Origin of the sequence: Agrobacterium bohemicum (assembly GCF_002896715.1) — a bacterium.
Lineage (GTDB): Bacteria > Pseudomonadota > Alphaproteobacteria > Rhizobiales > Rhizobiaceae > Agrobacterium > Agrobacterium bohemicum.
In genome coordinates, this window is the sequence record NZ_PGEL01000027.1 from 219,366 (window position 1) to 231,293 (window position 11,928).

13 protein-coding genes are annotated in these 11,928 nt (G+C 56.0%); 5 read left to right on the forward strand and 8 right to left on the reverse strand.

What is annotated here, in order from left to right; all coding sequences use genetic code 11:
- Window positions 1–129 precede the first annotated feature (129 nt).
- Window positions 130–1,497 carry an enoyl ACP reductase FabMG family protein gene (locus CUC55_RS16495; protein ID WP_103088548.1) on the forward strand — a complete coding sequence of 456 codons (1,368 nt, stop codon included), beginning with the start codon at window positions 130–132 and terminating at the stop codon, window positions 1,495–1,497.
- A gap of 92 nt (window positions 1,498–1,589) precedes the next feature.
- Here CUC55_RS16495 and ntrC read toward each other — a convergent pair whose 3' ends face one another.
- The 3 genes from ntrC to dusB all read right to left on the reverse strand — a co-directional run bounded on the left by ntrC (window position 1,590) and on the right by dusB (window position 5,199).
- The gene (gene ntrC / locus CUC55_RS16500; RefSeq protein WP_067643079.1) at window positions 1,590–3,041 is read right to left on the reverse strand and encodes a nitrogen regulation protein NR(I); all 1,452 of its coding nucleotides are present in this window, start codon (window positions 3,039–3,041) and stop codon (window positions 1,590–1,592) included.
- Window positions 3,038–4,186, reverse strand: coding sequence for a two-component system sensor histidine kinase NtrB (locus tag CUC55_RS16505; protein WP_103088549.1), 1,149 nt, complete (start codon window positions 4,184–4,186; stop codon window positions 3,038–3,040). The genes ntrC and CUC55_RS16505 overlap by 4 nt, the downstream gene beginning before the upstream one ends.
- Window positions 4,183–5,199, reverse strand: a complete 1,017-nt coding sequence (dusB, locus tag CUC55_RS16510) for a tRNA dihydrouridine synthase DusB (protein WP_103088550.1) — start codon at window positions 5,197–5,199, stop codon at window positions 4,183–4,185. Before dusB ends, CUC55_RS16505 begins: the two co-directional genes overlap by 4 nt.
- A gap of 251 nt (window positions 5,200–5,450) precedes the next feature.
- Here dusB and CUC55_RS16515 point away from each other — a divergent pair, with 251 nt between their 5' ends.
- A complete protein-coding gene (locus tag CUC55_RS16515) occupies window positions 5,451–6,638 on the forward strand; it encodes a bifunctional 2-C-methyl-D-erythritol 4-phosphate cytidylyltransferase/2-C-methyl-D-erythritol 2,4-cyclodiphosphate synthase (RefSeq protein ID WP_103088770.1) in 1,188 nt (395 codons plus the stop codon).
- Window positions 6,635–7,138, forward strand: coding sequence for a CinA family protein (locus CUC55_RS16520; protein WP_067643091.1), 504 nt, complete (start codon window positions 6,635–6,637; stop codon window positions 7,136–7,138). Before CUC55_RS16515 ends, CUC55_RS16520 begins: the two co-directional genes overlap by 4 nt.
- Here the strand turns inward: CUC55_RS16520 and CUC55_RS16525 are convergent.
- Together CUC55_RS16525 and CUC55_RS16530 are read right to left on the reverse strand one after the other, a co-directional pair.
- On the reverse strand, window positions 7,126–7,575 hold the full coding sequence (locus tag CUC55_RS16525) for a type II toxin-antitoxin system RatA family toxin (protein WP_067644174.1): 450 nt from the start codon (window positions 7,573–7,575) through the stop codon (window positions 7,126–7,128). The two genes, CUC55_RS16520 and CUC55_RS16525, sit on opposite strands and share 13 nt — an antisense overlap.
- 9 nt (window positions 7,576–7,584) lie before the next feature.
- Complete coding sequence (locus tag CUC55_RS16530; RefSeq protein ID WP_067643094.1) at window positions 7,585–8,154, reverse strand: EutP/PduV family microcompartment system protein; 570 nt, start codon at window positions 8,152–8,154, stop codon at window positions 7,585–7,587.
- Window positions 8,155–9,037: 883 nt separating this feature from the next.
- On the opposite strand from CUC55_RS16530, the gene CUC55_RS23670 reads away from it, so the two are divergent.
- Both CUC55_RS23670 and CUC55_RS16545 read left to right on the forward strand, forming a co-directional pair.
- The gene (locus CUC55_RS23670; RefSeq protein WP_425352868.1) at window positions 9,038–9,298 is read left to right on the forward strand and encodes a helix-turn-helix domain-containing protein; all 261 of its coding nucleotides are present in this window, start codon (window positions 9,038–9,040) and stop codon (window positions 9,296–9,298) included.
- A 62-nt stretch (window positions 9,299–9,360) separates the two neighbouring features.
- Entirely contained in the window at window positions 9,361–10,293 is a 933-nt protein-coding gene (locus CUC55_RS16545; RefSeq protein ID WP_103088551.1) for a DMT family transporter, read from the forward strand.
- 103 nt (window positions 10,294–10,396) lie between these two features.
- Here the strand turns inward: CUC55_RS16545 and lipA are convergent, their stop codons facing one another.
- From lipA to CUC55_RS16560, 3 genes are read right to left on the reverse strand one after another with little or no spacing between them, the layout of a single operon-like run.
- On the reverse strand, window positions 10,397–11,368 hold the full coding sequence (lipA, locus tag CUC55_RS16550) for a lipoyl synthase (RefSeq protein ID WP_103088552.1): 972 nt from the start codon (window positions 11,366–11,368) through the stop codon (window positions 10,397–10,399).
- Window positions 11,369–11,397: 29 nt separating this feature from the next.
- The gene (locus tag CUC55_RS16555; protein ID WP_003502608.1) at window positions 11,398–11,646 is read right to left on the reverse strand and encodes a GlsB/YeaQ/YmgE family stress response membrane protein; all 249 of its coding nucleotides are present in this window, start codon (window positions 11,644–11,646) and stop codon (window positions 11,398–11,400) included.
- A gap of 15 nt (window positions 11,647–11,661) precedes the next feature.
- Entirely contained in the window at window positions 11,662–11,916 is a 255-nt protein-coding gene (locus tag CUC55_RS16560) for a GlsB/YeaQ/YmgE family stress response membrane protein (RefSeq protein ID WP_067643105.1), read from the reverse strand.
- Window positions 11,917–11,928 lie beyond the last annotated feature (12 nt).

Genomic DNA, 11,928 nt, shown 5'->3' on the forward strand with positions numbered 1-11,928 from the left:
TCGGGGTCCGCTCACGTTTCGATATATTCGGTTACTTTAAATGACTTTCCATATGGGCCGACTGCGTTCAAGTAGTGCTCAATATATGTCGGGTTCACGGCCCGAATCCCCNTTTGAAGAACTGAGCACATGNAAAACCCTATCGCGCTGGAGAACATCTCCNAAAACACAGTGTTTCGAAAAGGCGACGTCTTCGTTCTGTTCGGCGAGTTGTTCGGACGAGGCTACGCGACCGGCCTTCTCGACCAGGCCCGGAAAGCGGGGATGCAGATCGTGGGAATTACCGTCGGGCGGCGTGACGAGAACAACGCCCTACGTCCGCTCACAAGCGAGGAGCTTCTGGACGCTGAAACACGACTCGGCGGTAAGATCATCAACGTCCCGCTGATGGCTGGATTTGATCTCGATGCGCCAGAGGGTGGCCGCACCCCGACTGATCTTTTGGCCGGGCTGACGCTGGAGAGCTGGGAGCGTGAAAAGCTCGATTGGGATTACATCGATCAGTGCCAGGCCATAGCGACAAAGCGATTTACCGATTCGGCAGCAGAAGTCATGACCATTCTCGATGGTATGATTCCCGCTGGCCGCAACGTCTTCTTTGCCCACACCATGGCTGGCGGTATTCCCAAGGCCAAGGTTTTCCTGGTTATAGCCAACAGAATCTATAAGGGCACCGGCGCTCGTCACATGTCTTCGCAATCGTTGATCGACAGCGATATGGGCAAGCTGATTCTCCGCAACTTCGATGAGGTTTCTGCCAACACATTCGGCCATCTCATAAACGCCAGTGCAGCCATTCGTGAACGCGTCGAAGCGTCCGGCGGTCAGGTGCGGTACACGGCTTACGGTTATCACGGAACGGGTATCCTGATCGATGGTGAATACCGTTGGCAGACTTACACCAATTATACCCAAGGCTATGCCAAGATGCGTCTTGAAGGCATTGCCGAGGCTGCATGGGCGGAAGGTATCAAAGCTTCTGTCTATAACTGCCCTGAAATCCGGACCAATTCCTCAGATGTGTTCACAGGCATCGAGTTGCCTCTGATCCCGCTTCTTCTTGCTTTGAAGAAAGAAGATGGCGGTCAATGGGCAGATGAGCAGTGGCGTGCATGCGAAGCGCTTCTGGCTGATGGATTCACGCTGAACGACGTCATAGCAAAGATCGCCAAACTGCAAGCCAGTGACGTGATGGTACCGTTCTACGATTTCTCGTCGTGGCCAATGCCCAACAGCCAGACACAGGCTGACCTGACCATTGGCACGTCCAACGAAATCACCGCCATGCACCGCGACAGCAAAACGTTGATTAGCGATCTCTTGAGCTCACTCGTGGTCGAGGCGACGGGCAAGCTGATTTTTGGCGCTTCGTCTCAGCCAAGCGGTCCCGTTCAATGGCTCAACCACGATGTGGTCGCGCGTTGCCTCAACGCATCTCACGGAGATCAAGAGCGGGCTGCAGATAACTCTGAAGCAAGACAGACGGCAGTCGCTTGATCCATAAATCGAAGGTGTCACTCCTTCGAACCTCAATATAAAAAGCCACCCGTGCGGACGGGTGGCTTTTTTGTTCGTTCGGACTTTTATGATCAGGCTGTTCGTGAGCTTCGATAGACGGATACGCCGAGCTCACGGATTTTCTTGCGTAGGGTATTTCTGTTCAGGCCCAGAAGATCGGCTGCCTTGATCTGATTGCCACGTGTGGCCGTCAGAGCTGCTAGAATCAGCGGATACTCCATTTCTCGCAGAACACGATCATACAGGCCGGGTGGCGGCAGGTTTTCACCGAATCCGGAGAAGTAATCGCGCATATTTTCCTCAACGGCCTGCGATATGGTCAACGAACCATTTCGCACTGCCGTCCGGTCGATNGGGCTGTCAGGCACGTCGGATTGAAGCTCCTGATCGATGATCTCGCGCGTGATCACTTCCTGTGGATAAAGCGCCATCAGGCGGCGGATGAGGTTTTCCAACTCACGCACGTTGCCGGGCCAGGCATAGGCCTTCATCAGTTCCAGCGCTTCGGTTTCAAATCGCTTGCCCTCGAGACCTTCCTTTTCTCCCGTCTGGATGAAATGACGAACGAGGTCTGGAATATCTTCCGCACGGTCCCGCAGTGGCGGAAGACGCAATGGAACGACGTTCAGTCGGTAATAGAGGTCTTCGCGGAACAGACCCTGATTGATCGAGGTCTTCAAATCCTTGTTGGTCGCGGCAACGATGCGAACATCAGTGCGGATCGGCGTGCGCCCACCAACGGTCGTATATTCGCCTTGCTGCAACACGCGAAGCAGCCGTGTCTGCGCATCCATCGGCATATCGCCAATTTCATCGAGAAAAAGCGTTCCACCTTCGGCTTGCTCAAACCGGCCGGTAGAGCGGTTCTGCGCACCGGTGAAGGCACCCTTTTCGTGGCCGAAGAGTTCCGATTCGATAAGGTCGCGCGGAATGGCGGCCATATTGATCGCCACGAACGGGCCATTTCGGCGCTTGCCGTAATCATGCAGCGCCCGTGCCACGAGTTCCTTGCCGGTGCCGGATTCACCGGTGATCATCAGTGTCAGATCCGTCTGCATCAAACGCGCCAGCACACGGTAGATTTCCTGCATCGCGGCAGAGCGGCCCACCAGCGGCATGCCATCCTGCATGTCATCATCAAGCTTGGCCGGCTTGCGTTTCGGCTCCGACAAAGCGCGCCCGATGATGGCGATCAGTTCCGTCAGATCGAAGGGCTTTGGCAGGTAATCATAGGCGCCTTTTTCCGAGGCCTTGATGGCTGTCATGAAGGTGTTCTGAGCACTCATCACCAGCACCGGCAGGTCGGGACGCGCCTTCTTGATGCGGGGCAGAAGGTCGAAGGCATTTTCATCCGGCATAACCACATCGGTCACGACAAGATCGCCCTCACCTGCCGATACCCAACGCCAGAGCGTCGCCGCATTCGAGGTAATCCGCACATCGTACCCGGCACGGCTGAGAGCCTGATTGAGAACGGTACGGATGGCCGCGTCGTCATCGGCCACGAGAATCGTTGCTGTCATCGTTTAGATCCTGTCGGGTTCGGCAAAATGCTGTCTTCGGCCGCAACCTCGGGCGAAACGGGCATCAATACGCGGAATGTCGTGCGATGGTTCTGGCTGTCACACTCCACGATGCCGCCATGTGCACCGATGAGNTTTGCGACAAGGGCAAGACCAAGGCCGGAACCATTGGTCTTGGTGGTGATGAAGGGATCGAATAGGTGCGGCACGAGATCCGGCGGAACGCCGGGACCGTTGTCATGCACACAGAATTCCAGCGGCAGCGAGATACGCTCGCGAGTGCCTGCCACGGATAGACGGATGCCCGGACGATAGGCCGTCGTCAGAATGACCTCGCCATCCTGCTGATTACCCACGGCTTCTGCGGCATTTTTTACGAGATTGAGGAAGACCTGAACCAGCTGGTCCCTATTGGCATAAACCGGAGGCAAAGACGGATCGTAATTTTCGCTGATCTTGATGTTGCGCGCNAAACCGGCTTTGGCCACCGCCTTCACATGATCGAGCACCGAGTGAATATTGATCGGCATGCGATCTACTGGACGTTCATCGGAGAAAATTTCCATGCGATCGACCAGCGACACGATGCGATCCGTTTCATCACAAATCAGCCGCGTCAGCGCCCGGTCCTCGTCGGGGACGGATGTTTCCAGCAATTGTGCAGCACCGCGAATGCCTGAAAGCGGATTTTTGATCTCGTGTGCCAGCATGGAGGCAAGACCGGTGACGGAACGCGCGGCGGCGCGGTGCGTCAGTTGCCGGTCAATCTTGTCTGCCATGGACCGTTCCTGAAACACCACGACGACCGAACCCGGCTCGCTGACGACAGGCGCGACATAGAGATCGACCAGCTTGTCCTGTCCCAGGCGCGGCGACGACAGATNGACGCGATATTCATTGACCGGCGCGCGACGTTCACGCACCTGATCGATCAACGCCAACAGTGGGCTACCGAACGGGATGAAAGTGGAAATGCGGTAGCGCGCCAGATGCGTCGCACTCGCCCCAAAGAAGGCCTCTGCCTCCCAGTTGGCAAACGCTATGAAGCCTTCACTATCTACAAGAATAACCGGATTTTGCACGGCGTTGAGAACGGCCATGGCCAATACGTTATTGCCACCAGGTGGTGCGGTGTCAGCGCTCATGCGGCTTTCCTCGCCGCAGAGCTTTCCGCGCCCTGTTGGAGGGCAGACCGCAGTAACGCTGTCACCTGCCCGGTGNTTTTGGATGTCATGATGTCAACCTTGTCGTCTGTCTTCATGTCCGGCGCAAACCGGTCCAGATACCATCCGAGATGTTTGCGCGCATGACGAAGCCCTGCCTCAATGCCGTAAAATTCCAGCATCAATTCGTAATGTTCGACTGCTATGTCGGCGATTTTCTCAAGCGGCGGTGGGGCATGACCTGCCAGAACTGCGGGCAACCACGGCTGCCCTTGCGCCCCTCGCCCCACCATCACGGCATCGGCACCGGATCGACGCAGGATTTCCGATGCGTCGACTGCCGTTTCCACGTCACCATTGGCAATCAGCGGTATTGAAATCACGTCACGCACAGCCTTTATCGCATCCCAGTCCGCACGCCCTTCGTAAAACTGCATGCGCGTGCGGCCATGAATGGTGATGAGCTTGACACCGGCGGCCTCTGCTCGGGCAGCGATCTCCGGCGCATTGATGGAACTGTCATCCCAACCCAGCCGCATTTTGAGCGTTACGGGAACGTCAACTGCTTTCACCGTGGCTTCGATAAGGCTAAGTGCGTGGTCGGGCTCGCGCATCAGCGCCGAACCGGAGTAACCACCCGTAACCTTCTTGGCAGGACATCCCATGTTGATGTCGATGATCCCTGCACCATTATCCGCTGAGATTTTTGCTGCTTCCGCCATCCAGTGCGCTTCACGGCCGGCAAGCTGAACCATATGCGGAACCATGCCTGCATTTTTCAGGCGCGCCCAGGATTCTCCACGGTTGGCTACGAGTTCGCGGCTGGCAACCATCTCGGTCACAACGAGGCCTGCGCCAAACCGCCAGGCAAGCTTTCGAAATGGCAGGTCGGTCACACCTGACATGGGTGCGAGCACCGCTCGGTTGCGAACGGTGACGGTGTCGATCTGAAATGGGTCTGACAACGTCGGAATCATCAAATGGTGAACTTTCATGCATTTTTTAAATATGCATTANTTTTAGACAGTGTTTATGCGCTTGCCAAGCACTTTCGTTGACATATTGGTGTGTTTTTTCGATTTCCAATTTTGCTGCACCTCGGTGCTCTATGCAGAGAAATCGATGACAAAGCCCGCATATAAAGGCTTGCTTTCTCGCTGGCCATTCGTTTTTTAAAACGCTAGACCACCGGTGTAAACCTTTGAAGAAATGCGGAAACAACATAGGTTCAATGCAGGAAAGCGCTATGNAAATCGGTATCGTCATTGTGGCGGCAGGACGAGGTGAACGCGCGGGCGCACCAGAGGAGGGTCCGAAGCAATACCGTCTCATCGGTGGCAGGGCTGTCATCGAGCACACACTCGAATGCTTTCTGGAATGGCAATCAGCTGCTGATATCGTCGTCGTTATCCATCCCGACGACGACGCGTTGTTTGAACCTATCGCCAAAAGGCTGAATGCTGGCAGTCGGCTGAGCAGTGTGGTTGGCGGCCAAATGCGCCAGCAATCCGTTCTGGCCGGGCTGAAATCGCTGGAAGGTAAAGGCATCACGCATGTCATGATCCACGACGCTGTTCGCCCCTTTATCGATGCCGATCTTCTCCGGCGCATCGCGGATGCGCTTGCTGACGGCGCAGACGCCGTGCTGCCTGCGGTTCCGGTCGTTGATACGTTGAAGCGTGGCCAAGACGGCCTTGTCGGAACCACCGTTTCGCGCAGCAATCTCTACGCGGCTCAAACACCACAATCGTTCGATTACCCNTTAATTCTCAAAGCTCACACGGATGCCGAAACATCGGGGCGGACAGATTTCACCGACGACGCCGCGATTGCCGAATGGGCTGGTATTCCGGTAAAACTGGTTGAAGGGCTTGTCGACAATATNAAACTGACTTTGAAACGGGATATCGCCATGGCCGATGAGAAGCTTGTCCACACTCTGCCTGATGTGAGAACCGGCAATGGGTACGACGTCCACCAACTGGTACCAGGCGATGGCGTGACCCTGTGCGGCATATTTATTCCTCACGATCAAAAACTGATGGGTCATTCGGATGCCGACGTGGCGCTTCATGCGTTGACCGACGCCTTGCTGGCGACCTGTGGTGCCGGTGATATCGGCGATCANTTTCCGCCATCCGATCCGCAATGGAAAGGTGCCGCATCGCGCATTTTCCTTGAGCATGCTGCAAAGGTCGTGCGCGGCAATGGCGGCACGATCATGAATGCAGATGTGTCCTTGATTGCTGAAGCGCCGCGCGTGGGTCCTCACCGGCAGGCCATGCGCGAAAATCTTGCGGATATTCTCGGCATCTCGCTTGATCGCTGCTCGGTGAAAGCCACCACGAATGAAACCATCGGCTTCGTCGGTCGTCGCGAAGGTATTGCAGCAATTGCAACTGCAACAGTGGTCTATCGGCAGAGGCCCGCATGAGCCTGTTTCCGCCTGATATCGAGGAGCTAGCACAAAAACTAGTGTGGGACTTCACCAGCCGGGGACATATGGTTTCGACGGCAGAAAGCTGCACGGGCGGGCTAATTGCCGGTGCGCTGACGGAAATCGCAGGGTCTTCCGCCGTGGTTGACCGCGGCTTTGTGACCTATACCAACGACGCGAAGATGGACATGCTCGGCGTTAGTCCCGCAACGCTGGGGATGTTCGGCGCCGTCTCCAAGGAAACGGCGCTCCAAATGGCGCATGGCGCGCTCTATCGCTCGCGGGCGGAATTTACCGTCGCTGTCACCGGGATCGCCGGGCCGGGCGGCGGTTCCGCATTAAAGCCGGTCGGGCTTGTACACCTTGCTGCAAAGCGGCGGTGCGGTCACATCATCCACCGTGAAATGCATTATAGCGATATCGGGCGCGATCAGGTTAGGCTGGCAACAGTCCGAACCGCGTTTGAAATGCTGATCGAACTGTCTCAATCCGTATAAATCTTGTCCGCCCTTGCTTCGAAGGCTTCGGCAAACATGCGGAATGCCCGGTCGAACATCGAGCCCATGAGGGCTCCCAGGAGGCGGCTTTTGAATTCATAATCGATGAAAAAGTAGACTGAACATCCGCCGCCTTCGGCAGGTTCGAAACGCCATCGGTTGTCGAGGTATTTGAACGGACCGTCCAGATACTTTACATCAATGGCCGACTCCTCAGGCTTCAGCAGAACCTGCGTCGTGAAGGTTTCCCTTATGGCCTTGTAACCCACCGTCATATCAGCCACCAACAGGGTCTTGGTGTCTCGCTCTTTTCTGGAACGAACCGTCAAGCCGTCGCAAAGCGGCAGAAATTCGGGATACTTCTCCACGTCGGCAACGAGATTATACATCCGTTCGGGAGAGTGCTTGACGGGACGGCGTGTTTCAAATTGTGGCATGAAGCGCAATTAATGCGCGGAGATGATAAGATCAAGAAGCTCACGCGCCTGTGCTCTGGATTTTACCTGAAATATTGGCACTTGCGGCCCATAAAGCTCGAAGCTCCGGAGGAATACCGGCGCGTGGCGCTTTTCGAAATTCCAGATGTAGCTGAGGAAGTCCCAATTCGGTAAAGGTTCAGGGCAACCGGCCGCCATAGCGGGACGAACAGTTCCGTAGTTTCTTGCGACCCTCTTTGCGACACCAATCAGGCAAGTCACGCGCGGCAGCCTCATCCAAATGACGATATCCGTTCTCGGTAAACGCAATTCGAATGTGGAAGGACCGGAGCCGTCCAGAAGCCAGCGTTCACGGCAAACGATATCTTCGAGGATACGACGCTGCTCGCCGACCTCGCGCTGAGTCCAGCCGGAAATCCACCGTACGTCTCTATCAATCGAAAAGTACTCCAGGTTCCTATGGGAAGCCAAAGCCTGAGACAGCGTTGTTTTGCCCGCTCCTGAAGAACCGACAACCATGATCCGAGATGCTTTGGATACCAGTGATGCGGCTTCCTTGATATCGGTTATGGCAACCATCCTCTCCACCCTTGCATAGCAGTTTGCACAAATTGACTATTGCAACCCGACGGGGCTCGGCGTTATTTAGCAACAACAGCGATTGCAGCCTTGGGATGCAACAGAACAATTGAGTGATACGATGGACGACTTTGCCAACATCATCAACCTCCTGGAATCCGCNAAACAGCTGGCATCCATGAACAGCATGCCGATGCTCGCCTATCTCATCGATGTCGCCAAATGCGAGGCACGCGAGAACAAGCCTGTGTTGCGCAAGCGCAAGCGCGGCGAATCGACCGTGAAGCAGGAAGCCGAAGCCTGAGATATTGGCTGACGGCTTGCCTTTTGACATGAGACCATCAAAATAACGATTGGCCGCGACGCGGCCATCTTTCGTTTCAGGGTAAGGGAGAAAGGCCGAATGAAAACCGTGTCTGTCGACCTGCGCTCCTATCGCGGCGAAACGCCTAACGAACGCCATGCCTTTGTGCAAATCGTTCTTCCCGTTGCCGGGCACCTCAAAATCGATGTATGCGGCCTTCAGGAGAGATTGTCGCGGACGAAAGGTGTGCTCGTTCACAGACATACCTCCCACACGCAGATGAGCATTGTCCCGAACCTCTCACTGATCGTAGACCTGGACGAACAAACGATATCTGATCAAATCCTCGACAGGTTTTCATCAAATCCCTTTATCGAGCTCAGTCCACGCACGAAAAAGCTCGCACAGTATATGCATGATATGATGCAGGCGGGTGAACGGGATGCAAAGGCTGGCCAGGCATGGGCACCGATCCTTGTCGCAAGTCTNGGGGATGAAAACCCCGATGTGATTTCCAGAGTGTCTGTTCTGAAAGCGCTCGTCGAAATCGACCCCTTCATGCCGTGGAGCCTCGAGCGCATGGCCGATCATGCGGATATCAGTGCGAGCCGACTGCATGCGGTCTTCCGTGAGAAGTTCGATGAAACGCCGCATGTGTGGCTCTCCGATATCCGCATGAAGAAGATATGTACGCTTCTGGCAGACACATCGCTCCCGATCGCGCAAATTGCCGACGCGGCTGGTTTCTCGGACCAAACCGCTCTTACGCGCGCGATGAAGAAAGCCAAGGGGGTAACACCCGCCGTATATCGCCGGGAATTCTCGGTCCTGCCGCAGTAGTTTATGTCAAGACAGCCCCTCGCCGCCGTGGCAATCAGCGCCAGGCAACGAGTGGACATCACATGAACAAGACAGGACTGGGCGNTTTTTACGGCATGCTGGCAGGCGCGCTTTGGGGCGGAATTTTTCTGGCTCCTAAGCTGATACCTGACGGCTTTACGCCGTTGCAGCTTTCAACCGCGCGATATCTGACATTCGGCGTCGTGGCATTTATTCTGATTGNCCCGNAAATCCGTCGCGTTGCGTCGCGTTTCGGCAAGGCGGAATGGATTGCGCTCGGTTGGCTGAGCCTCATTGGCAATATCGTCTACTANTTTTTGATCTCGACCGCGGTACAGCTTAGCGGTGTGGCCTTCACTTCCATCATCATCGGTTTTCTACCAGTCGCCGTCACCATCATCGGCAGCCGCGACCATGGGGCGGTATCCTTGAGACGGCTGTGGCCATCGCTTTTCTTCGGAGCAATCGGCATTTTCGGCGTCTCGTGGCAATCATTATCTGAAGGGCAAGGTGGTTTCGATCTGACCAGAATCATCGGCCTTGCCTGCGCTCTCGGCGCGCTGGCCTCATGGACAGCGTTTGCGGTCGGAAATGCTCGCTGGCTGACGCGCCTGCACGATGTCAGCGCCGACGAGTGGAACCTGATGACAGGCGTTGTCACCGGCGGACTAGCCCTGACGCTCGCTATCCCCGCTTATGGCTTCAGCACAGATGTTCATGCAAGCGATGACTGGCTGCAATTCGCATCCGTCGCGGTTNGCCTCGGCATCTCCGCCTCCATCTTCGGCAACGCGCTCTGGAACCGCATGAGCCGCCTGCTGCCGCTGACCATGGTCGGGCAGATGATCCTGTTCGAAACGCTGTTTGCCCTGCTCTACGGATTCATTTGGGAACAGCGCGGGCCGACGCTGATCGAGTGTATTGCGATTGTTTCGGTGGTCATGAGTGTGCTGCTGTGCATGCAGGCGCATCGGCCTGCGAAGGTGCATGAGTGAGTCTGAGGCTTGGATCGCCTCGGTCGTCATCCTCGGATCAAGCCCGAGGATGATATTTCACGGTAGTATGGCCCTCGCGGCAAATCAGCGGCGTTTCCGCCTCTCACTCAGCAGCAGCCAGCAACTTCCGCTCGCGATTGGCGCGCAACCGCTCAAAATCATCGCCCGCATGGTGCGAAGAACGCGTCAGCGGGCTGGATGCCACCATCAGAAAACCTTTGGTGTAGGCAATCGTCTCGTAGGACTTGAACTCTTCCGGCGTCACATAGGCTTCGACCTTGTGGTGCTTGCGGGTTGGCTGGAGGTACTGGCCAATGGTGAGGAAATCGACGTCTGCGCTGCGCAGGTCGTCCATCAACTGCAGCACTTCGTTACGCTCTTCGCCCAGCCCCACCATGATGCCCGACTTGGTGAACATGGTCGGGTCCAGCTCCTTTACGCGCTGCAAAAGTCGCACGGAGTGGAAGTAGCGCGCGCCGGGACGAACAGTGAGATAGTTGCCGGGCACGGTTTCCATATTATGGTTGAAGACATCGGGCTTGGCGGCCACGACACGTTCCAGAGCGCCAGGCTTCTTCAGGAAGTCGGGCGTCAATATCTCGATGGTCGTGTTTGGCGAAGCGGCGCGGATGGCCCATATCACCNTTTCGAAATGTTCGGCACCACCGTCGGCTAGATCGTCGCGGTCCACGGACGTGATGACGACGTGTGACAGACCCATCTGCTTGACGGCCTTGGCGACGTTTTCCGGCTCGAGCATATCGAGCGCATTTGGCTTGCCGGTGGAGACGTTGCAGAAGGCGCAGGCGCGGGTGCAGATTTCACCCATGATCATAAAGGTGGCGTGCTTCTTTTCCCAGCATTCGCCGATATTCGGACAGCCGGCTTCTTCACAAACTGTCACCAGCTTGTGGGAACGCACCAGTTCGCGCGTCTCATGGTAGCCCTTAGATGTCGGCGCCTTGACGCGAATCCATTCGGGCTTGCGCATGACTTCGGTATCGGGACGATGCGCCTTCTCCGGGTGGCGAATGCGCTTTTCGTCCTGCGATGTCCTGTCGAGAATAGTGACCATAGAAACCTGCTTCTACCGCTTTAAACGGTTTAACGCCTGACGAGCTTGGCGAGAAATAACAGAAGGCTCGCGCCCAAGAAAGATGTGACGAAATATCCGAGCCTGCTATCCTGCACGAACACATCAAATGTGCGCAGCACAGCGACTGCCACGACCGAGCCTACGATGCCAAGAACGATGTTCATGAAGACGCCAAAGCGCATATCCATGAGCTTGCCCGCAAGCCAACCGGCCAAACCGCCGATGATGATTGCCGCTATCCAGCCTACACTTTCCATCCGTTATTCCTTTCGTCAGGCGATCAGTCTTGCGATGAGCGTTACGATGATGGCGCCCACCGTCGCATGGATGATCTGCACCACCAGCGCATTCTCGATACCGAGCGATATTCCAAGCGCGTTGAACAAATAACCGCCAACGAAGGCACCTATCACGCCGCTCAACAGGCATCCGATCAACCCGCCTCCGCCAACAATAAGGCTGGCGAGAAAACCGGCAACAAGGCCGATCAGCAGGAAGATGACCCAGGCTTCAGTTGCAATCGACATGAGTGTTCTCCT